This is a genomic window from Halorubrum rubrum (genome assembly GCF_024494685.1).
Classification (GTDB): Archaea; Halobacteriota; Halobacteria; order Halobacteriales; family Haloferacaceae; genus Halorubrum; species Halorubrum rubrum.
The window spans coordinates 360,308-386,512 of record NZ_JANHDM010000001.1; the positions used below are offsets into that span (position 1 = coordinate 360,308).

31 protein-coding genes are annotated in these 26,205 nt (G+C 69.6%); 10 read left to right on the forward strand and 21 right to left on the reverse strand.

Annotation, left to right across the window (positions count from 1 at the left end; genetic code table 11):
• Positions 1-74 precede the first annotated feature (74 nt).
• The 3 genes from NO889_RS01850 to NO889_RS01860 all read left to right on the forward strand — a co-directional run bounded on the left by NO889_RS01850 (position 75) and on the right by NO889_RS01860 (position 2,744).
• On the forward strand, positions 75-350 hold the full coding sequence (locus tag NO889_RS01850) for a DUF433 domain-containing protein (protein WP_256410542.1): 276 nt from the start codon (positions 75-77) through the stop codon (positions 348-350).
• Positions 347-718: a DUF5615 family PIN-like protein gene (locus NO889_RS01855; RefSeq protein ID WP_256410543.1), complete on the forward strand. Its 372-nt coding sequence runs from the start codon at positions 347-349 to the stop codon at positions 716-718. Before NO889_RS01850 ends, NO889_RS01855 begins: the two co-directional genes overlap by 4 nt.
• Positions 719-797: 79 nt before the next feature.
• Positions 798-2,744 carry an ABC transporter ATP-binding protein gene (locus NO889_RS01860; RefSeq protein ID WP_256410544.1) on the forward strand — a complete coding sequence of 649 codons (1,947 nt, stop codon included), beginning with the start codon at positions 798-800 and terminating at the stop codon, positions 2,742-2,744.
• A gap of 43 nt (positions 2,745-2,787) precedes the next feature.
• On the opposite strand, the gene NO889_RS01865 is transcribed toward NO889_RS01860, so the two are convergent.
• Positions 2,788-3,105, reverse strand: a complete 318-nt coding sequence (locus tag NO889_RS01865) for a DUF5789 family protein (protein ID WP_256410545.1) — start codon at positions 3,103-3,105, stop codon at positions 2,788-2,790.
• A 117-nt stretch (positions 3,106-3,222) separates the two neighbouring features.
• Between NO889_RS01865 and NO889_RS01870 the strand changes: the two genes are divergently transcribed.
• A complete protein-coding gene (locus NO889_RS01870; RefSeq protein ID WP_256410546.1) occupies positions 3,223-3,999 on the forward strand; it encodes a creatininase family protein in 777 nt (258 codons plus the stop codon).
• 5 nt (positions 4,000-4,004) lie between these two features.
• On the opposite strand, the gene NO889_RS01875 is transcribed toward NO889_RS01870, so the two are convergent.
• The 4 genes from NO889_RS01875 to mdh all read right to left on the reverse strand — a co-directional run bounded on the left by NO889_RS01875 (position 4,005) and on the right by mdh (position 6,094).
• Positions 4,005-4,289 carry a DUF7967 family protein gene (locus NO889_RS01875; protein ID WP_256410547.1) on the reverse strand — a complete coding sequence of 95 codons (285 nt, stop codon included), beginning with the start codon at positions 4,287-4,289 and terminating at the stop codon, positions 4,005-4,007.
• 81 nt (positions 4,290-4,370) lie between these two features.
• Positions 4,371-4,772: a DUF5790 family protein gene (locus NO889_RS01880; RefSeq protein ID WP_256410548.1), complete on the reverse strand. Its 402-nt coding sequence runs from the start codon at positions 4,770-4,772 to the stop codon at positions 4,371-4,373.
• Positions 4,773-4,896: 124 nt separating this feature from the next.
• Complete coding sequence (locus NO889_RS01885) at positions 4,897-5,058, reverse strand: hypothetical protein (RefSeq protein WP_256410549.1); 162 nt, start codon at positions 5,056-5,058, stop codon at positions 4,897-4,899.
• Between the two features lie 121 nt (positions 5,059-5,179).
• Positions 5,180-6,094 (reverse strand): malate dehydrogenase, encoded by a 915-nt coding sequence (mdh, locus tag NO889_RS01890; protein WP_256410550.1) that lies wholly within the window; start codon positions 6,092-6,094, stop codon positions 5,180-5,182.
• A 145-nt stretch (positions 6,095-6,239) separates the two neighbouring features.
• On the opposite strand from mdh, the gene NO889_RS01895 reads away from it, so the two are divergent.
• The 3 genes from NO889_RS01895 (at position 6,240) to NO889_RS01905 (ending at position 10,122) form a co-directional block, all read left to right on the forward strand.
• Positions 6,240-6,833, forward strand: a complete 594-nt coding sequence (locus tag NO889_RS01895) for a DUF7474 family protein (RefSeq protein WP_256410551.1) — start codon at positions 6,240-6,242, stop codon at positions 6,831-6,833.
• Between the two features lie 43 nt (positions 6,834-6,876).
• Positions 6,877-8,229 carry an MFS transporter gene (locus NO889_RS01900; protein ID WP_256410552.1) on the forward strand — a complete coding sequence of 451 codons (1,353 nt, stop codon included), beginning with the start codon at positions 6,877-6,879 and terminating at the stop codon, positions 8,227-8,229.
• A gap of 72 nt (positions 8,230-8,301) precedes the next feature.
• Positions 8,302-10,122 (forward strand): histidine kinase N-terminal 7TM domain-containing protein, encoded by a 1,821-nt coding sequence (locus NO889_RS01905; RefSeq protein WP_256410553.1) that lies wholly within the window; start codon positions 8,302-8,304, stop codon positions 10,120-10,122.
• Here NO889_RS01905 and NO889_RS01910 read toward each other — a convergent pair.
• The 4 genes from NO889_RS01910 to NO889_RS01925 form a co-directional block, all read right to left on the reverse strand.
• A complete protein-coding gene (locus tag NO889_RS01910; RefSeq protein ID WP_321169280.1) occupies positions 10,117-10,890 on the reverse strand; it encodes a hypothetical protein in 774 nt (257 codons plus the stop codon). The two genes, NO889_RS01905 and NO889_RS01910, sit on opposite strands and share 6 nt — an antisense overlap.
• On the reverse strand, positions 10,865-11,608 hold the full coding sequence (locus NO889_RS01915) for a DNA polymerase sliding clamp (RefSeq protein WP_066413032.1): 744 nt from the start codon (positions 11,606-11,608) through the stop codon (positions 10,865-10,867). Before NO889_RS01915 ends, NO889_RS01910 begins: the two co-directional genes overlap by 26 nt.
• 85 nt (positions 11,609-11,693) lie before the next feature.
• The gene (locus NO889_RS01920) at positions 11,694-12,044 is read right to left on the reverse strand and encodes a hypothetical protein (RefSeq protein WP_256410555.1); all 351 of its coding nucleotides are present in this window, start codon (positions 12,042-12,044) and stop codon (positions 11,694-11,696) included.
• A 127-nt stretch (positions 12,045-12,171) separates the two neighbouring features.
• Positions 12,172-13,551, reverse strand: coding sequence for a phosphoglucomutase/phosphomannomutase family protein (locus NO889_RS01925; protein ID WP_256410556.1), 1,380 nt, complete (start codon positions 13,549-13,551; stop codon positions 12,172-12,174).
• A gap of 169 nt (positions 13,552-13,720) precedes the next feature.
• Here NO889_RS01925 and NO889_RS01930 point away from each other — a divergent pair, with 169 nt between their 5' ends.
• Positions 13,721-14,146 carry a hypothetical protein gene (locus tag NO889_RS01930; RefSeq protein WP_256410557.1) on the forward strand — a complete coding sequence of 142 codons (426 nt, stop codon included), beginning with the start codon at positions 13,721-13,723 and terminating at the stop codon, positions 14,144-14,146.
• A 45-nt stretch (positions 14,147-14,191) separates the two neighbouring features.
• Here NO889_RS01930 and NO889_RS01935 read toward each other — a convergent pair whose 3' ends face one another.
• Positions 14,192-14,434: an amphi-Trp domain-containing protein gene (locus NO889_RS01935; protein WP_256410558.1), complete on the reverse strand. Its 243-nt coding sequence runs from the start codon at positions 14,432-14,434 to the stop codon at positions 14,192-14,194.
• A gap of 130 nt (positions 14,435-14,564) precedes the next feature.
• Here NO889_RS01935 and NO889_RS01940 point away from each other — a divergent pair, with 130 nt between their 5' ends.
• Both NO889_RS01940 and NO889_RS01945 read left to right on the forward strand, forming a co-directional pair.
• Entirely contained in the window at positions 14,565-15,098 is a 534-nt protein-coding gene (locus NO889_RS01940; RefSeq protein ID WP_256410559.1) for an NADPH-dependent FMN reductase, read from the forward strand.
• Positions 15,095-15,481, forward strand: a complete 387-nt coding sequence (locus NO889_RS01945) for a rhodanese-like domain-containing protein (protein WP_256410560.1) — start codon at positions 15,095-15,097, stop codon at positions 15,479-15,481. The genes NO889_RS01940 and NO889_RS01945 overlap by 4 nt, the downstream gene beginning before the upstream one ends.
• A 283-nt stretch (positions 15,482-15,764) precedes the next feature.
• Here NO889_RS01945 and argF read toward each other — a convergent pair whose 3' ends face one another.
• The 11 genes from argF to NO889_RS02000 form a co-directional block, all read right to left on the reverse strand.
• Entirely contained in the window at positions 15,765-16,679 is a 915-nt protein-coding gene (gene argF / locus NO889_RS01950) for an ornithine carbamoyltransferase (RefSeq protein WP_256410561.1), read from the reverse strand.
• Between the two features lie 114 nt (positions 16,680-16,793).
• Entirely contained in the window at positions 16,794-17,924 is a 1,131-nt protein-coding gene (locus NO889_RS01955; protein WP_379787245.1) for a [LysW]-lysine hydrolase, read from the reverse strand.
• Positions 17,925-18,010: 86 nt separating this feature from the next.
• The gene (locus tag NO889_RS01960) at positions 18,011-19,138 is read right to left on the reverse strand and encodes an aspartate aminotransferase family protein (protein ID WP_256410562.1); all 1,128 of its coding nucleotides are present in this window, start codon (positions 19,136-19,138) and stop codon (positions 18,011-18,013) included.
• On the reverse strand, positions 19,135-20,055 hold the full coding sequence (locus tag NO889_RS01965; RefSeq protein WP_256410563.1) for an acetylglutamate/acetylaminoadipate kinase: 921 nt from the start codon (positions 20,053-20,055) through the stop codon (positions 19,135-19,137). Before NO889_RS01965 ends, NO889_RS01960 begins: the two co-directional genes overlap by 4 nt.
• On the reverse strand, positions 20,052-21,164 hold the full coding sequence (gene argC / locus NO889_RS01970; protein WP_256410564.1) for an N-acetyl-gamma-glutamyl-phosphate reductase: 1,113 nt from the start codon (positions 21,162-21,164) through the stop codon (positions 20,052-20,054). The genes NO889_RS01965 and argC overlap by 4 nt, the downstream gene beginning before the upstream one ends.
• Complete coding sequence (lysX, locus tag NO889_RS01975; RefSeq protein WP_256410565.1) at positions 21,161-22,069, reverse strand: lysine biosynthesis protein LysX; 909 nt, start codon at positions 22,067-22,069, stop codon at positions 21,161-21,163. The genes argC and lysX overlap by 4 nt, the downstream gene beginning before the upstream one ends.
• Positions 22,070-22,110: 41 nt before the next feature.
• Positions 22,111-22,299 carry a lysine biosynthesis protein LysW gene (gene lysW / locus NO889_RS01980; RefSeq protein ID WP_066413002.1) on the reverse strand — a complete coding sequence of 63 codons (189 nt, stop codon included), beginning with the start codon at positions 22,297-22,299 and terminating at the stop codon, positions 22,111-22,113.
• Between the two features lie 226 nt (positions 22,300-22,525).
• On the reverse strand, positions 22,526-24,028 hold the full coding sequence (argH, locus tag NO889_RS01985; protein ID WP_256410566.1) for an argininosuccinate lyase: 1,503 nt from the start codon (positions 24,026-24,028) through the stop codon (positions 22,526-22,528).
• Complete coding sequence (locus NO889_RS01990) at positions 24,029-25,276, reverse strand: argininosuccinate synthase (protein ID WP_256410567.1); 1,248 nt, start codon at positions 25,274-25,276, stop codon at positions 24,029-24,031. It lies immediately after the preceding gene.
• 323 nt (positions 25,277-25,599) lie between these two features.
• Positions 25,600-25,989, reverse strand: coding sequence for a PIN domain-containing protein (locus NO889_RS01995; protein ID WP_256410568.1), 390 nt, complete (start codon positions 25,987-25,989; stop codon positions 25,600-25,602).
• A complete protein-coding gene (locus NO889_RS02000; protein WP_256410569.1) occupies positions 25,986-26,198 on the reverse strand; it encodes an antitoxin VapB family protein in 213 nt (70 codons plus the stop codon). The genes NO889_RS01995 and NO889_RS02000 overlap by 4 nt, the downstream gene beginning before the upstream one ends.
• Positions 26,199-26,205 lie beyond the last annotated feature (7 nt).

Sequence of the window (26,205 nt, forward strand, 5' to 3'; positions counted from 1 at the left end):
GCGCCGAAATCAATCGCCACCCTCGCGTGCCGGTCGCCGAAAGGATATAACGGAAGCGGTGCCTACACGTTCACATGAGCATCGCCTGCGACGACGACGTCCTCGGCGGGGAGCCACGGATCGACGGGACGCGCGTGGGCGTCCGCCACGTCGCGGCACGGGTGATCGACGGCGGACGCGCTCCCGCCCACGTCGCGGATCAGTTCGACGTATCCCTCGCGGACGTGTACGAGTGTCTCTCGTACTACTACGCCCATATCGACGAGATGCGTGAACTCGAACGGGAGAACGAGGAGGCGTTCGAGCGGATTCGAGAGTCGTCGGTGAAGCCCAAAGAGCCCGTACAGTGACGGAGATCCGGATCCTGCTCGACGAGCACGTCGGCCGGGTTTTCGAGCGGACGCTTCGGGAGCGCGGATACGACATCGAACAGGCGAAAGATCGGTTCGGAGAACACACGAGCGACGCCGAACTCGTCGAGTGGTGTGGCGAGTCCGGAACGGTTCTGGTGACGAACAACGCAAAGGATTTCGAACGACTCCACCGCGAGCACGACCACGCCGGGATCCTGCTCTACTACGACCAAAACCTGCCCGACACCGATCCCGAGGGACTCGCCCGAACGGTCGAGAAAGTGTTCGATCAGTACGGACTCGACGGGGTCGCGGATCAACTCGTCGATCTCGGAGAGTGGTACGAGTGGCTCCACGACCGATAGCGGCCGTTCTCTCCGATTTCTGTCGGCCGGGATCGATCCGAAGGAAACGCACTTGGCTCGTGGTCCGATAGGGTGCGTGATGAGTAGCGCCGAGTGGGAGGACGACGACCCGTTCGAGGAGCAGCGCGCGGAGGTTGAGAACCCGATGAAGCGGCTGTTCGCCGAGTACGGCCGCGCGTACCTCCCGCAGGTGACGGTCGGCGTCGTCGCCAGCGTCTTCGCGCGACTGCTCGATCTCCTCCCGCCGCTCATGCTCGGGATCGCCATCGACGCGGTCTTCTACGAGGACGCGCTCTTCAGCGAGCAGATCCCGCTCGTCGTGCTCCCGGACGCGTGGCTCCCGACCGGCCGCACGGAGCAGTTCTGGTTCACGGTCGCCGTCATCGCCGGCGCGTTCGCGCTCGGCGCGGCGTTCCACTGGGTCCGCAACTGGGGGTTCAACGCCTTCGCCCAGCACATCCAACACGACGTCCGCACCGACACCTACGACCGGATGCAGCGGCTGAACATGGCGTTCTTCTCCGACAAGCAGACCGGCGAGATGATGTCGATCCTCTCGAACGACGTGAACCGCCTCGAGCGATTCCTGAACGACGGGATGAACTCGCTGTTCCGGCTCTCCGTGATGGTCGTCGGCATCGGCGGACTCCTGGTGTGGATAAACTGGCAGCTGGCCCTCGTGGCGCTTCTGCCCGTCCCGATCATCGCCGGGTTCACCTTCCTCTTCATCAGGACGATCCAGCCGAAGTACGCCGCGGTGCGCTCCTCCGTCGGGAAGATGAACTCTCGGCTGGAGAACAACCTCGGCGGCATTCAGGTGATCAAGTCCTCGAACACCGAGCCGTACGAGTCGGACCGCGTCGACGACGTCTCGATGGACTACTTCGACGCCAACTGGGGCGCGATCCGAACCCGGATCAAGTTCTTCCCGGCGCTGCGCGTGCTCGCGGGGATCGGCTTCGTGTTCACCTTCGTGGTCGGCGGCCTCTGGGTGTTTCAGGGGGCCGCACCCGGCCCCTTCTCCGGCGACCTCTCCGTCGGAATGTTCGTCGTCTTCATCCTCTACACCCAGCGGTTCATCTGGCCGATGGCCCAGTTCGGCCAGATAATCAACATGTACCAGCGGGCCCGCGCCTCCTCCGAGCGCATCTTCGGGCTGATGGACGAGCCCTCGAAGCTCGAACAGGACGCGGACGCCCCGGACCTGGTCGTCGAGGCGGGCGAGGTCGTCTACGACGGCGTCACCTTCGGCTACGACGACGAGCCGATAGTCCGGGACGTCGACTTCGCCGTCGAGGGCGGCGAGACGCTCGCGCTGGTCGGCCCGACCGGAGCCGGGAAGTCGACCGTGCTCAAGCTGTTGCTCCGGATGTACGACGTCGACGAGGGCGAGATCCGGGTCGACGGCCAGGACGTCAGCGAGGTCACGCTGCGGTCGCTGCGCCGGTCGATCGGCTACGTCGGACAGTCCTCGTACCTGTTCTACGGCACCGTCCGCGAGAACATCACTTACGGGGCCTTCGAGGCGACGGACGAGGAGGTCCGCGAGGCCGCGAAGGCGGCGGAGGCGCACGCGTTCATCGAGAACCTCCCGGACGGCTACGACACGATGGTGGGCGAACGCGGCGTGAAGCTCTCCGGCGGCCAGCGCCAGCGAGTCACCATCGCCCGCGCGGTGTTGAAGGACCCGGACGTGCTCGTCTTAGACGAGGCCACCTCGGACGTGGACACGGAGACCGAGATGCTGATCCAGCGGTCGATAGACCGGCTCACCGCCGACCGCACGACGTTCGCGATCGCCCACCGGCTCTCGACGATCCGGGACGCCGACACCATCCTGGTGTTGGAGGACGGCGAGATCGTCGAGCGCGGCAGCCACGACGAACTGCTGGAGAACGGGGAGCTGTACGCGCACCTCTGGGGCGTCCAGGCCGGCGAGATCGACGAGTTACCCCAGGAGTTCATCGACCGCGCACAGGAACGGACCGCGCGAGTCCTCGAGGACGTCGAGGGCGACGACGACTAGCGGTCCGAAACCGACGGCCGACGGCGGCTCACGGACGGCCGGGTCACGGCGAACGCCGGCTCCAGTCGCCCGTCTCCCTCCCGACCGTCTCCGGATCGACGGAGTTCCCCGTCCCGTCGACGCCGACGACCGCGAGGATCGCGTCGCGGACCTGACGGGGTTCCCGGAACGTCGTCACGTCGGTTCGGCGCAACACCTCCTCCAATCGGTCGGTTCCGTCGGCGTGGTCGAGCTCGAAGCCGCCGTACTGCTCTATCAGTTCTTCCTTCGTCACCGGGTAGGCGTGCTCGCGGATCGCCGGCTTCAGCGGACCGAACCGGACGCCGTAGACGGCCTCCGAGGTGGTCTCGTCGTCGGACATACTCGCCGATCCACGCCCGACGGATTAAGTTCCGGGGGCGGATCGAGCGAGACGGAACCCGCGACGCGCCGAGGAGCCGACCGTCGGCTATACGGTGTCGGTCGACACAGGGGAGGTATGCGACTCGCGGACGCAACCTGGACCGACGTGCGGGACGCCGACGTCGACGTCGCGTTCCTCCCGGTCGGCAGCACCGAACAGCACGGCCCCCACGCGCCGCTTTCGACCGACACGCTGAACGCGGTCGCCGTCGCGGAGGCGGCGGCTGCGGCCTACGGCGCGGAGCCGCGGGCGGGCATCGCCGACGGCGTCCCCCGCGGCGAGGCGCTGGTCGGCCCCCCGATCCCCGTCGGCGTCGCCGAGGAGCACCGCTCGTTCGACGGGACGATGTGGGTGAGCCCGGACGCCTTCCGGACGTACGTGCGCGAGGCGGCCGCCTCGTTCCCGGCACACGGCGTCGACCGCGTCGTGTTCGTGAACGGTCACGGTGGCAACGTCGAGGCGCTCGCGGAGGTCGCCCGGCGCTTCTCGCGCGACCCCGCACACGACGGCTACGGGGTGGCGTTCACCTGGTTCGAGGCGGTCGGCGAGCACGCGGGCGACATGGGCCACGCGGGGCCGCTCGAGACGGCGCTTCTGCGCGCGACGAACCCCGACCTCGTCCGCGAGGACCGCGTCGACGACGCGCGCGACCGGGGAGCCGAGCGGTGGGGCGAGTGGGTCTCGGGCGTGAACCTCGCGCACGACTCCGACGAGTTCACCGACAACGGCGTCGTCGGCGACCCGACCGCCGGCGACGCCGACCGCGGCCGGGAGCTGCTCGACCGCGCACGCGACGCGCTCGCCGAGCTGGCGCGGGCGGTCGCGGACCGGGAGGTCGAAAACGACGAGTAGGCCGCTCAGATGACGTCGTCGGAGTCGTGCGCGTCGCGCATCCGCCGCGCCTCCGCGGCGTAGCGCTCCCGTAGCTCGGGGTCGTCGACGGAGCCGAGCTCGCCCGGTCCGGCCTCGACCGCCGCGGTGGTGTCCCGCACGTCCGAGAAGGAGGTGAGCGCGCGCTCCTTCCGGAAGTATCGCTCGCCGTCGGGCGTGGCGTACGTGAGTATCACCACGTTCTGTTCGTCGTCGGAGTACGTCCGCTCGACCAGCCAGACGCGAACGCCCTCCGTGGTTGGTTCCGTCATGCCAGTGGGTTCGAACGCGCAGAGCATAAACCGAGGAGGGCGTTCCCGTCGGGAGGAAACGGACGTTCGGGCCGATCCCGCCTACTCGTCGTCGTCCTCGGCGTCCTGGAGCGCGCCGCGGATCGCGGGGATCGTCCCGGTGAGCGAGGCGACCTCCTCGGCCGCCGACTCGATATCTCCCACGAGCGACTCCAGATCGGCGATCTGCGCCTCGAGGTCGTCGGCGTCCTCGAAGGCGTCGGCGCGCTCGCCGAGGACGTACGCCTTCTTTGCCGACCTGACGTGATCGACCGCGTCGCCCACGTCCAGCGCCGACTTGAGCCCGTTGAGCGCGCCCAGCACGTTCTCCGCGTCGGTCACCCACACGTCGTCGGGGTCGGGCAACTCCTCGCGGGCCGCCGCGAGGTGGTCTTCGACCTCCGCGCGGGTCTCCTCGGCCGCCTCCCCGAACAGGTCGTCGTCGTCGAACGTGGACTGGCTCATGGGGGGACCGTCGTGCCGACGCGGTTTATATCCGAGCCCGAAAGCGAAAGTGAAATTCGCCGATTGCGGGGCCCTGCGCGGGATCGAGGCGAGCGCCGGTCGCCGCAGATCGAGCGTGGGTCACTCAGACCCGGCCGAGGAGTTCGAGCGTCACGAGGAGGATCGCGAGCGTCAGGAACCCGACGAGGACCGAAAGGGCCCGCAGCCACGGGATCACGGTCTCGGCGTCCGGGGTCGCCGCGATGAGGAGGCGGTGCGTCCGGGGATCCGGATCCGACGTGCTCATGATCGGGGGTCGGGAGCCGATCCACCTGAAGTCGACTATGAGGGAACCGTCCGGGATCGGAGGGCTCGGGAGCGATACGGAGGAGTTCGAACGGGACGGGTCCGCGGGTATCGCGCGTCGCCTACGCGATCTTCGCGTACTGCTCGGAGAGCTTCTCGGCCGCCTCGTCGAGGAGATCGGACTCGTACTCGTCGAGTTCCCACTCGATCACCTCCTCGACGCCGTTCGCGCCGAGCTTCGCCGGCACGCCGAGTGCGGTGTCCTCGTAGCCGTACTCGCCGTCGAGCACGACCGAGCAGGGGAGCACCTCGCCGGTGTCGTTCAATATCGCCTCCACCGTGTGTGCGACGCCGGTTGCGGGGCCCCACTGGGTCGCGCCCTTCCGGCTTATCACGTCCATCGCGGACTCCTGGAGGTCCGCGAGGATCTCCTCGCGCTCGTCCGCGTCGAACTCGGGGTCCCGGCCGTTCACGCGCACCTTCGAGAACACCGGAGCCTGCGCGTCGCCGTGCTCGCCGAGGATCGTCGCCTCGACGTTCCTCACGGGCGCGTCGAAGCGCTCGGAGAGGACGTACCGGAACCGCGCGGAGTCGAGGCGTCCGCCGAAGCCGACCACCTGGCCGCGATCGCGGTCGCCCGCCTCGTAGAGGTGGCGGTTGAGGAGGTCGACCGGGTTCGAGGTGGTGACCGTGACGAAGTCGTCGTTGTGCTCGGCGATGGAGGACCCGATGTCCTCCATGATCGGCGCGTTGTCGCCGGCGAGATCGATCCGGGTCTGTCCCTCCTGCCGAGGGATCCCCGCGGTGATCACGACGACGTCGGAGCCGGCGGTGTCCGCGTACTCGCCCTGTCTGACCGTCGTGTTCGAGTCGTAGGCGACGCCGTGGTTCGCGTCCGCGGCCTGTCCGATCGTCGTCTCGCGCTGGTCGGGGATATCGACGAAGACGAGCTCGTCGACCACGTCGCGCAGTGCGAGGTTGTAGCCGGCCGCGGCTCCCACCGTTCCCGCCGCGCCGATCACGCTGACTTTGGTCATGCCACCTGATACCGCGGGCGGGCGGCGAGTAAACGTTTCGGAAGGGCCGACGCGGTCCGGTCGCGCCGCGCCTCCCGCGCGTTCCTCCGCTCCCCGCCGCGCCGTCGCGAAAACCCTAACTCCGGGCGCGACGCAGGGGCGCGTAGTGCCGACGTTCCGCTACCCGTGTCCCGGCTGCCGGACGACCAACAGCCTTCACGACGCCGACTGCGAGTTCGAGGGCGTGAGCTGGCCCACCGTCGAGAAGGCGTACGCGGACCTCCTGGCCGTCCTCACCGCCGAGCGCGACGGTATCACCGAATCGGCGCTCCGCGAGGCCGTCGCCGGCGAGTGGGGTGGACTTCACAAGGCCGCGCTCGGCGCACTCGAACGCGAACAGCGCGTCGTCCGCGAGGGCGACGACCTCAGACTGCTCACCGCCGCGGAGTTCAAAGAGCTCGTCTCGGAGCCGACCCGCGAGCCGATGCGGACGGTCTACGAGCGCGGCTCCGTCCCCGGCTGTCACGACAACGCCGTCTTCGCGATGGTCGCGTGGTACGAGATGGTCGGGCTCTCCTGGCCGGAGACCAAGGAGAACGTCGTCGAGTGGCTCCGCACCTCCGGCGCGTGGGACCGCGGCGGCTTCGAGGAGTCCTCGCCGGAGGAGCTCGTCGAGTCGAAACGGCACGTGTACGAGTCGGGGTACGGCTGGAAGGAGAAGGGACGGGCGGCGAAGCGGGTCATCGAGCGCCACCGATGACCGGCGTTCCGGTCGACCCGGTCGACCCGTACGGACCCCCATCGTGACGCATCCGGAGGCGGGGACCGCGTCGGTCGGCGGCGTGTCGAACCCGCGACGGGCGCTCGCGGTCGTGATCGGCGTCGTGTTCATCGACCTGGTCGGGTTCGGCATCGTGATCCCGATCCTGCCGTTCTACGTGCGTTCGTTCGGGGTCAGCGACGCCTTCATCGGGCTGGTCGCGGCCTCGTATTCGCTCGCACAGTTCCTGGCCGCCCCCACGCTCGGCCGGCTCTCGGACCGGGTCGGCCGCCGCCCCGTCCTGCTCGCGTCGCTCGCGGCGGCCGGGGTCGCGTGGGTCGCGTTCGGCTACGCCGGCGCGGCGGAGGCGCGCTTCGGGACGGTCGCCGCGATCGCGACGCTGTTCGGCTCCCGAACCCTCGCGGGGGCGATGGGCGGCAACATCGCGGCCGCGCAGGCGTACGTCGCGGACATAACCCCGCGGGACCGTCGTGCGGGGGCGCTCGGGCTTGTCGGGGCCGCCTTCGCGCTCGGGTTCGTCTTCGGGCCCGCGATCGGCGGGCTGCTCGCCGCCGACGCGGTCGTGACCCGCGCCGACGCGCTCCTCCCGGCGTTCGTCCCCGCCACCCCGTACTCGCTGCCGAGCTTCGCCGCCGCGGCGATGAGCTTCCTCGCGGTCGGGGTCGGCCTCGTCCTCTTGGAGGAACCGGACCGTGCTCGCGGGACCGCGGGCCGCCGGACGACCGTCGTCGGCCAGTTTCGGGAGGCGCTCGCGTCCGTCGCGCTCCGGCCGCTGACGATCGCGTACTTCGTCGTCGCGGTCGCGTTCGCGGGCGTCCAGGTGATGTTCGTCCCCTACGTCGCCGACGCCTTCGGCTACGACGCGACCGCCGCCGCGCTGCTCCTCACCTACGTCGGCGTCCTCGGCGCGGTGAACCAGGGCGTGCTCGTCGGCCGGCTCTCGCGGGTGGTCCCCTCGCGGACGCTCGTCGCGGTCGGGGCGGTGCTCCTCGCCGCGGCGCTCGTCGCGCTCCCGGCCACGGGGGCCGTCGATCGGTTCCTCGGGGACGTCGCGCTCGGCGGCCCGGCGTGGCTCACCCTCCCGCTCGTCGCACTGCTCGTCGCCCTCGCAGCGCTCTCGCTGGGGAACGCGCTGGTGAACGTCTCGCTGGCGACGCTCGTCTCGGCGTCCGCCGACGACGCCGAACAGGGCGCGGCGTTCGGCGTGACGCAGGGGGCGTCGAGCCTCGGCCGGACCGTCGGGCCGCCGGTGATGGCGGTGCTGTACACCGTCGCCGTCGCGTCGCCGTTCCTCGTCGGCGCGGTGCTTCTCCTCCCCGTCGCCGTCGCCTTCGGACGCCGATCCGACGACGCCGACGCGGACCGACCCGGCTAGATCGGTCGACCGACCGCGACCCGATCGGGTCGCCGCGACAGGTTTACGCCGCCGGTCGCCGTCGGAGCCGACATGGGCCCCGCCGGCGTCGCCTCCGCGCTCGCGGCTCTCCCACCGTGGCCCGCGCTGGGCTCGCTCGCGGGCGGCGTCGGCGCGCTCGGGCTCGCGTGGGCGATACGCCGCCACCGCGGTCGGCCCGGCGTCGACTGGTTCCTCGTCGTGTTCGCCGCGCAGGCGACGTGGTGTCTCTCTTACGGGGTCGGCCTGCTCGTCGACGACCTCGCGCTCCGGGTCGTCCTGGAGGCGACGACCTGGCTCGGGGTCGTCTGGACGGGGATCGCCTTCCTCGGCTTCGCGCTCGCGTACACGGGACGGAGCGACGTGATCCGAGGCCGGCTCTTCGCCGCAATAGTCGGGTTCGGCCTGCTCTCGACGCTCGTTCTCGCCACCAACCCGATCCACGGCGCGTTCTGGACGGGGTTCGAAGTCGATCCCGTTCTCGGCGTCTCGACCGTCTCGTACGCCCTCGGCCCGTGGGCGTACCTCGTCGTCGCCGTCGAGTCGGTGCTCGTCGCGAGCGCGGTCTTCCTGCTCGTCGACACCCTGCTCAGCTACGGCCCGCTCTACCGCCGCGAGACGGCGGCGGTGGCGTTGAGCTCGCTCCCGCCGGGGTTCGCCTTGGTCGCGTGGACGCTCGGTGTCGGTCCCGTCCCCCAGCTCCGGCTCGCGCCACTCATGTTCGTCCCGCACGTCCTGCTCGACGCGTACGCGTTCGACCGCGCGGAGATGTTCGACCGCCACCCGACGACCAGCCGCGCCGCCGAGCGGAGGGCGATAGACGACCTCGACGACCCCGTCATCGCACTCGCGCTCGACCGCCGGATCGTCCGGCTGAACCCCGCCGCGGAGACGCTCCTGGGGGTCGACGCCGAGCGCGCCCGCGACCGGCCGTTCTCGGCGTTCCTCGACGTGCCGGCCGGCGTCGACGAGGACGGTGAGACCGACGACGCGGACGAGGAGGTCACGGTGGAGGCGGCCGACCGCCGCCGCACGTACGCGGTGTCGACCTCGAACCTGACCGACCCGAACGGGACCCACGTCGGGTACACCGTCGTCCTCTCCGACGTCACGGAACGCGAGCGCCGCCGCCAGCAGCTGGAGGTGCTCAACCGGGTGCTCAGACACAACCTCCGGAACGACGCCGGCGTCGTCCACGGCTACGGCGGGCTGCTCGCCGAGCGGCTCGACGACCCCGAACTCGTCCGGATGGCCGACGCGATCGAGCGGCGCGCCGGCGCGCTAACCGCGCTCGGCGAGAAGGCCGGCACCGTCGAGTCGCTGCTCGCCGACGCGGAGCCGACCGCGGTCGACGTCGTCGAGACGGTCGAGGGGATCGTCGAGGACGCGCGCGAGCGCGACCCGGACGCCACCGTCGATCTCGCGGTCGGCATCGGGGACGGTGAGACGGGAGCGGGCGGACCGACCGCCCGACTCAGGGCCGACGCGCTCCGGGCGATCGTCGAGAACGTCGTCGAGAACGCGATCGATCACCACGACGGCGCGGGCACGGAGCGCGAGGACGGCGGACCGTGGGTCCGGGTGACGCTCCGACGCGAGGACGCGGACGGCGGGGACGGTACCGGGAACGCCGACGGGTCGGAGGCTCGTGACTGCTTCCTCCTCGTCGTCGAGGACGACGGGCCGGGGATCCCCGAACACGAGGTGGACGCGGTCGAGTCCGGTCGGGAGACCGCGCTCGAACACGGCTCCGGGCTCGGGCTGTGGGTCGTCGAGTGGGCCGCCGGCGCACTGGGAGCCGAGGTGGCGTACGCCGACCGCGACCCGCGCGGGACGCGGGTGACGGTGCGGGTTCCGGTCGTGAGCGATCTATAACGCCCGCGCCTCGCCGTACGCCTGTGCCTTCAGGCGGTCGTAGCGTTCTCGTGAGTCGAGAACCCATTTGTATTCGAAGCCCGGAGGCGGGTTCCCCATCCAGTCGAGGAAAGAACGAGTCCCTTCGACCCCGAAACGAATGGTTTCACGATTGTACGTCGGCGAGAGGTCGACTTCCTCGAACAAATTCAAAAGGAAGTCCTGACGCTCGTCCCGATTTCGGATGCGTATCGCGGCTCTCGGCTGGCCGTACTCTTGAACATCGAGATACCCATCACAGGCGTACCACATTCGTGCGATCCGCGGCGTTAACGATAGGCCCCCCGGAAACCGTTTCTCGCCGGACCGATACCACCGTCGGAGCGACCTCATGAACGGATGGGAACGCGACACAACGGTGTACATGTCATGATAGTTCTCGGCCTTCGCTTTCGGACTGAACCCTGAGTCACGGTTATGACGCGCCAGTTCCTGCGCCGTCTTTTTTAAATTAACACCAGTACTCAAGATCCCCATCTCGTGATCGAACCACTCCAGAAATTGTCTGTTAACCATCGGGAGACGGAATGAACCGTGAGATCCGTCGTTCGTCTTTGGAACGGATCCATCACCCATGAGACAGCCGATGAGGATCTCGCGAAGGTACGTCGGTATCTCGGGATAGCTACAGTTTCCACGTGCCCAGTGGCTGCCGACCCGCTTGAACGATTTCTCGCATCCAGGACACGTTTCCCTAGGCAATTTAGTCGCTCTGGATGCGGGGTGCAAGCATATAGGTCACCTGACCCAGCCCCTCGCCGAAGGCGTAGTGGAGCTTGACGGGGAACTCCTCGCCGAGCTCGACGGTGACCTCGGCGTCGCCGGGGATCGCCTTGTTCATGTCCTTGAGGTAGTCGAGGCTGAAAAGCGAGTCCGCGGCCCCGGCGGTGAGCGCGATGAGGTCCTCGCGGGCGAGTTCGAGGTCGACGTCGTCCGTGTCGCCCTCGGCCTCGATGAGGAACGTCTCCGCGGTCTCGTCGACGCGCAGGCGGATGTGGTCGGAGACCATGTCGGCCGCCTTCACGCCGCGGTCGAGCTGTGCGCCCTCGACGACGATCTCGGCGGGAAGGTCCAGGTCGGGGATGTCCGGTTCCTGGCGAATGGAGTCCGGGTCGATGAGCGCGAGGGTGTACGAGAGCCCGTCGGTTTCGATGTGGAGCTTGCGGGTCTCCTCGTCGAGTTCGAGGTGGATCAGGTCGCCGGAGTTGGCCATGCCGGCGATGTCTTCGAGGCGGGCGAGGTTGACGCCGATGACGCCGCCGTCGGCCTCGTAGGACTCGAACGCGGCGGCCTCGAGGGTGAGATCGACCATGCCGACGTTCGCCGGGTCGACCGCGCGGATCGAGAGCGCCTCCTCGTTCAGGCGGATCTTACACTCGTCGACCAGCACGCTCACCGAATCGAGCGCGTCCTGTAGCGTCGACGCGCTCACGATGGCCTTGAACATATACGTTCGGCTAGGGCGGTATCCCCTAAAAAGACACCCGATCGAAACTCGTCGACGACGACCGTGAACCGCCCGTGAGTGACGGTCAGAGCCCTCGAATCAGCCGGGCGATCGCGGCGATAACGAGCAGCACGGCGCGGACGAGCCGCAGGCGTTCGATCCGGCGTTCCGAGCGGTCGGCGGGGTCGGCGTCGCGGTCGACAGGGTCACCGCTGCGGTCGCCGTCGCGGTCGCCGACCGGCTCGTCGGCAGCGCTCCCCGTGCCGGCGGCATCGGCAACGCCCCCCGTGCCGGCGGCGTCGCGGGGGGTGTCGTCGCCGGCGGCGACGGCGTCGCTATCGGCGCGTGCGGACCCGCGGTCGTCGGATCGGGCGGACGGCTCGGGCGGGGTGGGCGGGGTCGGTCGCCTCGGCGGGTGGTCGGGATCGTCGATCATGAGAACACGGTGCGGCCACCGGGGCCGCCGTGCCGACGGCTACACGCGTAATTCGGAAATATCCGAGCCGGACGGAAGGTGAAACTGAAAGTCGTCGAGGCCGCCTGCGACGGCAACGACGATCGACTCAGACCAGCGGCTCGACCAGTTCGCGGCCCTCGGCGAGCAGCGAGTCGACGCGCGCGTCCGAGTCGGCCTCGGCGTACACCCGCAGCTTCGGCTCGGTCCCCGAGGGGCGGACGAGCAGCCAGGAGCCGTTCTCTAAGAGGAGCTTGAACCCGTCGAGCGTGACGACCTCCGCGACCGCGTGGCCGTCGACCGACTCCGGAATGTGGTCCTCCAGCTCGTCGAGGACCGCCGTCTTGCGGTCGTCCGGACAGTCGATCGACACCTTCCCGGCGGCGATGTGGCCGTGCTCGTCGAGCAGGCGGTCGACGCGGGCGTCGAACGGCTCCGCGTCGGCGGCGTCGGCCGCGAGCAGCGCCATCAACACGCCGTCCTTCTCGCGGACGTGCCCGCGCACGGAGAAGCCGCCGGACTCCTCGCCGCCGAACAGCGCGTCGTGTTCGCCCATCGCCTCGGCGACCCACTTGAAGCCGACGGGCGTCTCGTACACCTCCTCGCCGTGCGCCTCCGCGAGGCGGTCGACGAGGAACGTCGTCGAGACGGTCCGGACCGCGGGTCCGGAGTCGCTCTCCAGGAGGCGGTCGTAGCAGGCTACATAAAAGAGGTTGGCGTCGAGCACGCCGCGCTCGGGGGTCACCACCGCGACCCGATCGGAGTCGCCGTCGTTGGCGACGCCGAGGTCCACGTCGCTCTCGGGATCGGTCACCAGGTCGGCGAGTTCATCGAGGTGTTCCGCGTTCGGTTCGGGGGATTCGCCGCCGAACGTCGGATCCCGGTCACAGCGCAGACGGCGCACCTCCGCGCCGGCGGACTCGAGCAGGGCGTCGGTCACCCCGCGGCCGCTGCCGTGCATCGCGTCGTACGCGACCGTGAGCCCGTCGAGGTCGGTGTCGACGAGGTCGCGGGCGGCCGCGGCGTGCGGCGTCACGAAGTCGTGTCGCCGGATTTCCCCGCGCTCGCTCTCCGGGAGGAGGTCCGGCTCCGCGAGCCGCGAGACGACGTCCTCGGTCACCTCGGGGAGCGCGGGCGCGCCGTCGCTCGGGATGAACTTCACGCCGTTGTACTCCGGCGGGTTGTGCGAGGCGGTGACCATACACGCGCCCGCCAGTCCCTCCGCGACGATGCCGTAGGCGACGAGCGGGGTGGGGACGTCGCGTTCGGGAAGGAGCACGTCGAAGCCGTTCCCCGAGAGCACCTCCGCGAGGCTCTCGGCGAACCCCTCCGAGGTCTCGCGGGCGTCGTACCCTACCGCGACCGGCTCGTCGTGGCCCGCCGCCTCGAGGTGGTCGGCGACCGCCTGCCCCACGATCCGCACGCGCTCGTCGGTGAAGACGTCGAGCGTCGCCCGCCAGCCGTCCGTGCCGAATGAGATCTGGTCCATGTTCGCTTCCTCGGCGGCCGGGACCATAACGTCCGGTGTCGCCTACGAACCTTGCGCGGGGGAGTCGGCGGCGACCGGGGGAGTGGATCGTTCAGTACAGTCCAGCTATGGATCGAACCGTACCTGCGGTAGATGGTTTTTATTTGACATAGATAACACAGTAGCGATAATGGATCGAAAGGCGGTCGAAGTACGGGGGACGGCAGTGGAGGAGCTGCCGGAGTCACTGTACAATGCCCTCCGTGAGACCGACAGGAAAGAGGAGGAAACGGTACAGCTGGGTGGGTCACTGTACGGGGGTTCAGATCAGAACGACGGGAACGCCGTAGTGAGACATTCGGGCAGTGGCTTTGAGGTCATCGTAGCCGAACAGTACTACTTGCGGACGAACTCGGACCTCCAAGCGACGATCGTGATTGATCAGAAAACCACGGATCGGGCGTCTGTGACGGTGATAGCAGGTGGCGGCGCAACCGGACTGGGGCCTCTGAGCTGGGACTTGGGTTCGGAATCGGCCCAAACCGACACCATCGTTTCTCTGCTCGAAGACGTGTGCGACCGGTTGGATTTGTCGCTCGACCCAGACGAACGGTGATTCTATTCATCCGTAACTGAAAACGACGCAGCGAAAAAGAGGGAACTACTCCGTCCACCTGATCTCGTATTCGAGTTCGTACCGCTGTTCGCCGGTTTCCGAATCCGTGAGCCGTTCGAGTTCGACTTCGAATCGAGGCCGTTCCGGGACGGTTACGTGCCGTTCCTCCGCGTCGCTCACCAACGTGACGTCGCCCGTGTCGACCTGGTCGGCCGCATCGCGTAACGCTTCGGCGATCTCCGTTCTCGATACCTGTTCCTCGGTTTTGAACAGTTCTTCTTCGGGCATCGGTTCCCATTACGACCGCAACTGTGATATAGTCGACCTGCGGTTCCGAACGGGCAGGAACGGTCGAGACGGCCTCGGTACCCCACACCGAATCGCTCGCGTTTTTGGTTCCCCGGCCCGAATCCGGCGTATGACACGGATCGTCGCGATCTCCGGCAGCCGTCGGGAGGCGAGCACCACGAAGGCCGCCCTCCGGGTCGCGCTCGCCGCCGCGGCCGACGCCGGCGCGGAGACCGACCTGATCGACCTGGGCGCGGTCGACCTCCCGCTGTATCACCCTGACGAGGACCACCAAGGCGACAGCGAGCGACTGAAACGCCGAGTCCGCGAGGCCGACGGCGTGATCGCGGGCACCCCCGTCTACCGCGGTTCCTACTCCTCAACGTTCAAGAACTTCCACGACTTCTGCGGCTCCCACGAGTACGAGGACACCGCGGTGGGACTGCTCGCGACCGCCGGCGGCGGCTCCTACGGCGGTACCCTCGAACACCTCCGGTCGACGTTCCGGAACGTCCACGCGTGGGTGGTCCCCCACGAGGTCGGGATCCGGGGCGCGTCCTCCGAGATCGAGGACGACGGCCGGATCCCCGACGACGACCTCCGTAAGCGGACCGAGCGGCTCGGCCGCGTCGTGACCGCACACGCGGAGCGGCTGCGGGAATGAACGCGATCCGACCGGACGAGTTGGACGAGCGCCTCGCGGACGGGAACGCCGACGGGAACGGGGAGGAGCCCTTCGTCCTCGATATTCGCCCGGCGGACGCGTACGAGTCGGGGGCGATCGACGGGAGCCACAACCTGCCCGTGTACGGGGACCTCCGCGGCGGCGACGAGTCGGCGCTCCGGGCGCGACTGGAGGAGATACCGCGGGATCGGGAGGTCGTCACGGTGTGTAAGATGGGGATCGTCGCGAGGCGGGCGACGAGGGTGCTCGAGGAGGAGGGGTACGACGCGAGAACGCTCGCCGGTGGGATGAGCGGCTGGAACGGCTACCGGGCCGGATCGCTCGGATATACACTCCGGTCGCTGTGGTGGCGGCTCCGGTAGGCCGGCTGTCGTTCCCGGCGGGCTCCGACGGTCGTTCCCGGCGGGCTCCGGTCGACCCAGGTGAGCGACGGCCGGCAGAGCGTCGCCTCCCGCCTCCCCAGCCTCGGTGGACGGGCGGCCGCGGGACCGCTCCGCGGCCGCCCGCCACCTCCCTCGCGCGCGTTCCGCTCGGACTCCCGTCGGTCGTCCTCGCGGGTCGCACGCGCCGAAGCGGGCGGTCGGAGGAACGCGATGCCGGCGGGGTCGGCAGGGTCGGCCGGATCGGCCGGATCGGCCGGATCGGTTACGACCCGGTTCCGGCCTCGCCCTCGAGCAGCTCGACGAGCAGGGCGTTCTGCGCGTGCATCCGGTTCTCCGCCTGCTCCCACGCGAGCGCGCGGTCGGACTCAAGCACGTCGTTCGTGATCTCCTCGCCGCGGTGGGCGGGCAGACAGTGCATCACCCTCGCGTCCGTGCCGGCGAGCAGGTCGGCGTTCACCTGGAACCCGTCGAAGGCGGCGACCTTCTCCTCGCGTTCGTCCTCCTGTCCCATCGAGACCCACACGTCGGTGTAGACGACGTCGGCACCCCCGACGACCGACTCGGGGTCCGTGGTCGGATCCACGTCCGCGCCGAAGGCCGCCGCGCGCTCGAAGACGGCGGGGTCCATCCCGTACTCGGCGGGCGTCGCCACCCGCACGTCGATCCCGGCCATCGCCGCGCCGACGACGAACGACTGCCCGACGTTGTTGCCGTCGCCGACCCACGCCACGGTGGCGTCCTCGCCGACCGACTCCCGGATCGTGAGCAGGTCCGCGAGCGTCTGGCAGGGGTGTGCCTCGTCCGTGAGCCCGTTGATCACGGGGCAGTCGGCGTGTGCGGCGAGCGTCTCGACGTCGCCGTGGTCGAACAGCCGCGCCATCACGGCGTCGACGTACCGGCCGAGGACGCGCGCGGTGTCACGCAGCGGCTCGCCGTGGCCGAGGTGGAGGTCGTCGGGCCCGAGGTACATCGCGTGGCCGCCGAGCCGCGTCATCCCCGTCTCGAAGGAGATCCGCGTCCGCGTCGAGGGCTTCTCGAAGATCATCCCGAGCGTCGCGTCCGGGAGTCGCGGGTCGGTCTGGCCGGCCTTCATCGCGGCCGCGCGGTCGAGCAGGGCGTCCAGTTCGGCCGGCGTCACGTCGTCGATGTCGAGGAAGTCGTCGGTAGCGAGTGGCATGGGTGAGTTCGATGAGTGGTGTGTGGCTGATCTGCGTCGATGGGTCGGATTCGGTGATGGATCGGTACGGGAGGCGTCGTCGAGAAGGGCGCGCCGCGGCGCGTGGCCGCGACGCTACAGTCGGTCGCGACAGACGTCGGCGAGGACGGTCGTCGCCCGGTCCAGCTCCGACAGCGGGAGCCGCTCGTCGGGCGCGTGGTCCAGCTCGGAGTTTCCGGGGCCGTAGGTGACCATCGGGCAGTCCCACGCGGCCGCGAAGAGGTTCATGTCGCTCGTGCCGGTCTTTCTGAGCAGCCGCACGTCGCCGCCGGCCCCGCGGATCGCGACGCGGAACGCCCGCGCGAGGTCGGTCCGCGGGCTCTCCATCACCGGCGGGATCGGCTCCTTCCAGTGGACCGAGCCGGTCGAAAGCTCGGCCTCCGCCAGCTCGTGGACCTCGTCGACGGTCCGCGCGGGCGGCACCCGAAGCTGGACGTCCATCGCGGCCTCGACCGCGAGGCCGTCGTCGGTCAGTCCGCCGTCCATCGAGACGGGTTTCGTCGTCACCTGCTCGAAGACGGGCGTCTCCGGGTCCGTCGGCGTGAACGCCTCCTCGACGCCGTGCCACCAGTCGATCGCGTGCTGGATCGCGTTGGGCTCCGGCCGCGAGGAGTGGCCCGATTCGCTCGTGTTCACGTACGTGCCCGCGAGGAAGCCGCGGTAGCCGAGCGTGATGCCGTCCCAGCCGGACGGCTCGCCGTTCACCACCGCGTCGGGCGCGTTGCGGTCGTCGACGAGGTGGCGCGCCCCGCGCGACCCGGTCTCCTCGCCGACGACGCCCGCGAAGGAGACGCCGGTCTCGACGGCGGCGACCGCCATCGAGACGAGCGGCCCGGTCGCGTCGACCGACCCGCGACCCCACAACACGGGCTCGCCCGGCTCGCCCACCTCGACGTCGGTTGCGCCGAGTTCGTCCACGTCCTCGGGGGCCGGCCGCACCTCGACGGGGATGTCGCCGGGTACGGTGTCGACGTGCGAGGTCAGGAGGACCGCGTCGTTCGCCGGCGCGCGGACGTTGCCGACCTCGTCGATCCACGCCTCGCGGCCGTTGGCCTCGAAGAAGTCGACGAGCCGCTCGGCCGCCGCCGACTCCTCGCCGGACGGCGAGGGGATCGAGACGAGGTCGTACAGCAGCTTGCGAGCCGGCGTGTCGCAGGCCTCGGGGTAGCCGCCGCCGGCGACCACGTCGGTTCCGGCGTCGTCGATACCCGCGTCGCCGGCGGCGTCGCCGGAACCGGTACCGCCGTCGGCGGGAGCCCCCTCGGCGTTCCCGGCCGCGTCGGGCGCGGCGGTCACGCGATCACCTCCTCGAGCGCGTCGACCACGCCGTCGACGTGCCCGCGCTCGACCGTCAGCGGCGGCAGCAGCCGCAACACGGTGCGACCCGCCGGCAGCGCGAGGATCCCGTGGTCGATGGCGAGGTCGCGGAGCAGCCGGTTCGATCCGCGCTTCACCTCGACGCCGACCATCAGTCCCTCGCCGCGGACCTCGCGCACGTCGTCGCCGAGACGCGTCTCGATCCCTTCGCGCAGGTACGATCCCACGTCGGCGGCGTGATCGGCGAGCCCCTCGCGCTCGATGACCTCGAGGGTCGCGCCCGCGGCCGCGGAGACGACCGGCCCGCCGGAGAACGTCGAGCCGTGGTCGCCCGCGTCCGCGGCGACCCAGTCGCGACACAGCGTCGCGCCGATCGGGAGCCCGCTGGCGAGCCCCTTCGCCGTCGTGAGCACGTCCGGAACCACGCCGTGACGCTCCGCGGCCCACATCGAGCCCGTCCGGCCGAGTCCGGTCTGGATCTCGTCGAGGACCATCGCGGCCCCCGCTTCCGCCGTGGCCCCTCGCACCGCCTCGAGGTACGTCGTGGAGGCCGGGTTGATCCCACCCTCGCCCTGGAGCGGTTCGAGGATCACGGCGGCCGTCTCCTCGTCGACGGCCTCGCGCATCGCCGCCTCGTCCCCGTACTCGACGAACTCGACGCCGCCGGCGAGCGGCTCGAACCCCTGCTTGTACTTCGCCTTCCAGGTGGTCGCGAGCGCGCCCATCGTCCGGCCGTGAAAGCCCTGCGTGGTCGCGACGATCTTCTCGCGATCCGTGGCGTGCCGCGCGAACTTCAGTGCGGCCTCGTTGGCCTCGGTGCCGGAGTTACACAGCCAGGCGTTCCCGACGTCGCCGGGCGCGACCTCGGCCAGCCGCTCGTACAGCGCCGTCCGCGTCGCGTGCGGGTACGACGCCTGGACGTACAGGAGCTCCTCCAGCTGGCTCGTCGCGGCGTCGACGACCTCGGGGTGACAGTGGCCGACCGGGGTACACGCGTAGCTCGCGCCGAAATCGAGGTATTCGGTGCCGTTCGTATCGGTCAGGTGGACCCCGTCGCCGGCGGCGATCTCGATCGGCTTCTCGGAGAAGACGAAGCCGCTCACGCGTCGACCGCCTCCGTCTCCTCGGCGTCGCCGTCCGCCTCGCCGAGCGCCGAGCGCTCGATCGTCGTCCCCGACCCGCCGAGCGCGGCGAGGATCGGGTCGTCGGCGTTGGCGTCGGCGACCACGACGCGGGCGGAGCCGCCCGAGAGCGCCTCCGTCGCCGCCATCACCTTCTTGCCCATGAACCCCTCCGCCGCCTCCTCGAGCGCCGCGAGTTCGTCGGGCGTCGCGGCCGACTCGATCAGCGTGGACGAGTCCTCGGGGTCGGCATAGACGCCCGCCACGTCGGTCAACAGGACCAGGTCCGCACCGAGCGCGCCCGCGACCGCCGCGGCCGCGCGATCCGCGTCGGCGTTGACCGGCGTCACGCCGCCGTCGTTCTCCTTCCCCTCCATCGGAGGCGAGACGACGGGAGTGTAGCCGTCGTCGAGCAGCCCGGAGAGTAACTCGGCGTTGACCGACTCGATCGTCCCCGAGTGCTCGCCACGTCTGATCTTCCGCTTTCCGTCCTCGACCACGCGGACCGCCGACTTGCGCGGCCCCGAGAGGAGCCCGCCGTCGACGCCGGAGAGGCCGACCGCGTCGACGCCGGCCTCGCGGAACAGCGCGGTCAGCTCGGTGTTGAGCTTCCCGGCCATCGCCATCGTGAACGCCTCCATCGCGTCGGCGTCGGTGAACCGGCCGGTGACGCCGGAGGCGGACTCGACGTACTCGGGCTCCATGCCGAGCCGCTCGATCGTCTCGTCGACGACGGTCGAGCCGCCGTGGACGACGACGACCCGCCGACCGTCCGCCGCGAGGTCGGCGACGTCGTCGACCGCGCCGGCCGGATCGACCGCCTTCGCGCCGCCGATCTTGACGACGACGGGCGGCTCGCCGACTGGCGCGCCGCCGGCGTCGGTCCCTTCCTCGCTCATGGCGACCCCACGGGATGGAGCCCCCCGAACTCTAAGCCGGCGGTCTCGGGCAGTCCCAGCGCGACGTTGGCCGCGTGGACCGCCTGTCCCGCCGACCCCTTGGTCATGTTGTCGATCGCCGAGAAGACGACGACGCGGCGGTTGCCGGGGTCGAGCTCGAAGCCGACCTCGCCGTGGTTCGTACCCGCGACGGACTTCGGCTCGGGGTAGCGGTAGACGCCGCCCCCGCCGGAGACGATCCGCATGAACGGCTCGTCGGCGTACGCGCCGCGGTACCCCGTCCAGAGGTCCGCCTTCGAGACGGGCTCGTCGGGGAAGACGTGACAGGTCGCGGACGCGCCCCGGACCATGTCGACCGCGTGGACGGTGAAGGAGACGGAGAGACCGAGGTACGCCTCGATCTCCGCCTCGTGGCGGTGACCGGTCGGCGCGTACGGGCGCACGACGCCCGAGCGCTCCGGGTGCGAGGAGGCCGCGCCGCCGCCCGCGCCGCCCTCCGAGGAGCCGACCTTCACGTCGACGACGACCTCGCCGGTCTCGGGGCCGAGCACGCCCGCGTCGACGAGCGGCTTGAGCCCGAGGATCGTCGCGGTCGCGTTACAGCCCCCGCCGGCGATCAGGTCCGCGCCGGGGAGGTTCTCGCGGTTGAGCTCGGGGAGCGCGTACTCCGCGCGCTCTAAGTACTCCGGCGACGCGTGGCCGTCGTACCACTCGTCGTACATGGCGGCCTCCGGAAGCCGGAAGTCCGCCGAGAGATCGACGACCGTGTCCGCGACGTCGAAGTACTCGTCGACCCGCCCCATCGAGACGCCGTGGGGCGTCGCGGAGAAGAGCACGTCGACGGACTCGAGGTCGTCGGGATCCGAAAATCGCAGGTCGAGGTCCCGGAGGTTCGGGTGCGAGCGACCGACGGTCATGTTGTCCGCCGACCGCGAGGTGGCCTGGACGACCTCGAAGGCCGGGTGGCCGGCGAGCAGGCGCAACAGCTCGCCGCCGGTGAATCCCGTGCCGCCGACGACGCTCGTGGTGTAGGTTTCGACCGCAGTCTCCGCTTCCGCGTCCGCCCCGACCGCGGCTGCGTCCGCGGCGCCCGTTCCCGCTCCGCTCATGCGATGACCTCGTCGGCGTCGGTCGAGTCGTCGCCGTCGGCCGCGAACGCCTCGGCTTTCGTCTCCAGCCAGTCGACGACCCGCGCGGGGACGTCGACGTCGCTGGCCTCGGTGAGCGCCTTGAACTCCACCGTGTGGTTCACCTCGTGGACGGTGTACTCGCCGGAGCCCTTGCCGCCGACCTCCATCAGGTCGACGCCGAGCATGCCGCCGCCGACCGCCTCCGAGGCCCGCTCGACGAGTTCGAGCGCCCGGTCGTCGAGGTCGAACGACTCCGTGGTCCCGCCCTTCGCGGCGTTCGTGAGCCAGTGCTCCGACGAGCGCGTCATCGCGGCGACGGGCTCGCCGTCGACCGCCACCACGCGGACGTCGCGGCCGGGCTTGTCGACGAACTCCTGGACGTAGAACACCTTGTGCTCGTAGTGACCGAGCGTCTCCTTGTGCTCCAAGATCGCCTCGGCGGCGCTGCGGGTGTCGATCTTCGCCATCAGCCGGCCCCACGAGCCGACGACTGGCTTGAGCACGCAGGGGTAGCCGAACGACTCGATGGCCTCCATCGCGGCCTCCTTGGTGAACGCGACCTCCGTCGCGGGCGTGGGGACGTCCGCCTCCGCGAGCGCCAGCGAGTTCTTCGCCTTGTCCGCGCAGACGTCACCGGTTTCGGGGCTGTTCACCACGGGCACGCCGTAGCTGTCGAGGAACCTCGTCGCGTACAGCGAGCGGCTGGTGGAGAGACAGCGGTCGACCACGATGTCGAGGTCGGCGACGTTCGCCGTCGTCGACTCCAGCCCGAACCGCTGGTTGCGCACGTCGATCTTCTCGACGTCGTGGCCGCGGTCGCGGAGCTCCTCGAGCAGGAGCTTCTCGTCGCGGCGGATCCGCGAGTAGAGGATCCCTACGCGCATGTCGACCACTCGCGTGTCGCCGTCGTGACGGTCGTCACCATCTACTCCCCCCAGTCCTCCTCGAGTTCGGGAGCCTCCTCCAGCGTGACGGGGTCGAGCGAGATGACCTCCAGCTCGGTCCCGGTGACCGGACTGTCGATTATCTCGCCGACCTCGACGTCGGCCGGAAGCTCGATCTCCTCGCCCGTGATCGGATCCTCTGCCAGCACCGGATCGGTATCGGTCGTCATCGTGGGAGACACTCGCCGACGAGTACACATAAACCCATCGAAAATATAATTTTGTTTACAATACGTGGAGTCGCCTCTACCGGTTCGAAAAGCGAATTCGGCCGTCGTGTGAAATCCGGTGACAGATCTCAGTAATTAGTTGTCCCCCCGCGGGGACGGCGGCGCTCGCGGCGGTCGCGGCGGTCGCGACGGCTGCCGGAGCGTCGAGTCCGGCGCAAGAACGATCTCACACATACGTCGCCACCTCCGTCTCCAAGCGATCCGCCGCGTCGGCGAGCGCGCCGCGTCGGGCAGCCAGGTCCTCGTCGTCGTCGTCGAGCGCCACCTCGCTCGTCGCGAGCGCCTCGGCGACCGCGTCGGGAGCGGGCCCGCCGGTCGAGTCGCGGCTCGCGACGCTCTCGGTCGGGTCGAGCGCGGTCTCCACGTCCTCGCGGCTCACGTACGTCGAGAGGGGCTCACCCGTGATCTCCCGTGCGGCCTCGTCAACTCTTGCGGCCGCCGTCGCCGGCGCGTCGGCGTCGTCGATCGACCCGGCCGCGGCCGCGACGATCTCGTGGGCGGTCCGGAAGGGCATCCCGCCCATGGCGAGCAGGTCGGCGACGCCCGTCGCCGTCGAGAACCCGTCTCCGGCGGTCGCCGCGAGGTCCTCGATCGCCCAGTCGGCGGTGGCGACCGCGCCGGCGGCGACCTCGGTCGCCTCCCGCACGTCGTCGGCGATCTCGAAGACGCTCGCGTGCGCGCGCTGGAGGTCGCGGTTGTACGCACGAGGGAGCCCCTTCAGAAGCGAGAGCGTCCCCGTCGCCTCGCCGATCGCGTCGCCGGCGACGCCGCGGGTCAGCTCCAGCGTGTCGGGGTTCTTCTTCTGGGGCATGATCGAGGAGGTCGACGAGTAGTCGTCGGACAGCTCCAGGAAGCCCTTGTTGGAAAAGAGGATCAAGTCCTCCGCGAGTCCCGACAAGGTGGTCGCGAGCGTCGCGCACGCGGTCGACGCCTCCGCGAGGAAGTCGCGCGCGGACGCGGCGTCCATCGAGTTGCGGACGAGCCCGTCGAATCCGAGCAGGTCGGCGGTGCGCTCGCGGTCGACGTCGAAGGGCGTGCCCGCGAAGGCGGCCCCGCCGAGCGGCGAGCGATTCGTCCGGTCGTACGCGCCGAGCAGGCGTTCGGTGTCGCGGGCGATCCCACCCTCGTAGGAGAGCAGGTAGTGGCCGACCGTCGTCGGCTGGGCGGGCTGGAGGTGGGTGTACCCCGGCATCACGGTCCCCGCGTGCTCGCCCGCGACCTCGAGGAGCGCCTCCCGCAGCGTCAGCGTCGCCTCGATGACCGCGAGTAGGTCCTCGCGCAGGCGGTAGCGGATACACGTCGCCACCTCGTCGTTGCGCGAGCGCGCCGTGTGCATCCGCCCGCCGTCGGGGCCGACCCGGTCGATGACGGCCGTCTCGATCGCCTCGTGAACGTCCTCGCCGTCGGGGAGCGCGCCGTGGCCGGCGGTCTCGACGCCGTCGAGCGCCGCGAGGATCTCGCCCGCGACCTCGTCGTCGACGATCCCCTGCTCGGCGAGCATCACGGTGTGCGCGCGGTCGACCGCGAGGTCCGCCGCGAAGATGGCCTCGTCGGCGGCGAGGCTCGACAGGAACGCGCGAGCGGGGCCGCCGCTGAAGCGGTCGCGGCGGACGGCAGTCTCGCTCTCGCCAGTCGCGTCCGCCGCCGCACCGGGATCGTCGTCGGTCATCTAGCTCTCGTCCGTCCCGTCGGTGCCGTCGTCGGATGCGGCACCGCCGTCCGTGGCGAGCTCGGGCTTCTTGACGTTCGCGCTCACGTCGTTGGCGAGGCGCTCCTGGAGCCCGTGGTACTTCGCGACGCCCGTGGCGTCCTCCTGGGCGATGCCGGCGACGTCCTCGGTGTTGAACGAGGCCATCTCCTCGGAGTAGACGGCGTATTCGGAGTCACGGGCGACGACGCGGCAGTTGCCGCCGGAGACCTTGACCGTCGCCGTGCCGGTCACCACGTCCTGGGTCTCGTCGATGAAGGCGTTCAGCGCGTCGACGACGGGCGCGAAGGTGAGACCCTGGTAGGCCTTCTCGGACCACTCGTGTTCGATCCCCTTCTTGAACGAGCGCTCGTTCTTGGTCAAAACGAGGTCCTCGAGGGCCTGATGCGCCGTCAGCAGGACGGTCGCGGCCGGGTGCTCGTAGTTCTCGCGTACCTTGAGCCCGAGCATGCGGTCCTCCATGACGTCGGTGCGGCCGATGCCGAACTCGCCCGCGTACTCGTTGAGGTACTGGATCAGGGAGACGGGGTCCATCTCCTCGCCGTCGACGGCGACGGGGACGCCCTCCTCGAAGGCGACCTCGATGGTCACCTCGCCCTCGGGCTCGGCGGTCCACTCGTAGATGTCCTCCGGCGGCTCGTAGTTCGGGTTCTCCAGTTTGCCGCCCTCGACCGCGCGCGACCAGATGTTCTCGTCGATGGACCAGACGCCGCCGTCGCCGGCCTCGACGGGGAGGTCCTTCTCCGCGGCGTACTCGATCTCCCACTCGCGGGTGAGCCCCAGCTCGCGAACCGGCGCGATGACCTCCAGGTCGGAGCCGCGCCAGACGGCCTCGAACCGGAGCTGGTCGTTGCCCTTGCCCGTACAGCCGTGCGCGATGGCGTCACAGCCCTGCTCCTCGGCGACGCCCAGAATGGCCTCGGCGATGACGGGACGCGCCAGCGCGGTCCCGAGCGGGTACCCCTGGTAGGTGGCGTTCGCCTTCACCGCGTCGAAACAGAGGTCGGCGAACTCCGCTTTCGCGTCGACGACGTGGAGGTCGAGCCCGAGCGCCTCCGCGGTCTCCGCCGCCTCGTCGAACTCGTCTGTCGGCTGGCCGACGTCGACGTTGACGCCGATGACCTCGTCGTAGCCGTACTCCTCTTTCAGGATCGGAACGCAGACCGTGGTGTCGAGTCCGCCACTGAACGCGAGTGCAACGCTTGTCATTACCGGAGAAGAATCACCTTAGACCCTTAAATTCATCGGTTTAAGTATCGTAAGAAAAGAAGAGAGCCGACGCTGACGAACGATACAGCGACGACTCTCCGGGACGAAACGGCGCGAACGCGACGAGAGAGATGTGCGGCCTCAGGGGGCCGGTCGTCGCGCCGCGCCGGAGGCCGGTCGCGGCGGTCGGACTGCTCGTCGCGGTCGCGGGGCTCGTCGTCGTCGGAAGCGGGCGAGGTCGCGACGAGCCTCCGCGGTCATCACTAGGACGTAATTCCGGTTCGGCATAAAAATGTTGCGTAACCGTGCCGGACGCGGCGACGTCAGTACAGTTCGCGATGGTTCTCGACCGTGAGCCCGTCGATCCGTTCGAAGCCTCCGTCGGCGGAAACCACGGGAACGTCCAGGGACCGAGCGATCCCCGCGATCATCATGTCGGGATGCTGGATTCGTTCACCCCTCTCTTCCAGCTCCCGACGGATACGGGCACCTTCGAGCGCGTGCGTCCGGTCGTAGTCCAGACGCTCCACCCACGGGAGATCGTCGTCGACGAGGACCGGGTCGCGACCTTCCTTCACCGCCCCGTGGTACAGTTCGTAGTAGCCGATGGGCGTGAGTAGCAGACTCTCGTCTTCGTTGTCGAGTCGGTACGCCTTCGCCGATTCCCGGCCACGGAGGAAGTCGGCACAGAAACTACTATCGAGGACCTTCATGGACCCGCTTCGAGGTCCTCGTCCATCTCCGATTTGACCTCGCGCACGGATTCGTCGATCGTCGTGTCACTCCACGCGCCGAAGCCGGCGAGCGGGTCGTCGTCTTCCAGTTCACGCTCGATCACGGCCTCGAAGCTCTCGTCACCCCGTTTCCGTGCTCGGAGTTTCCGCCACGTCTCCTCGGACACGCGGATCGTCTTATCCGCCATTATACAT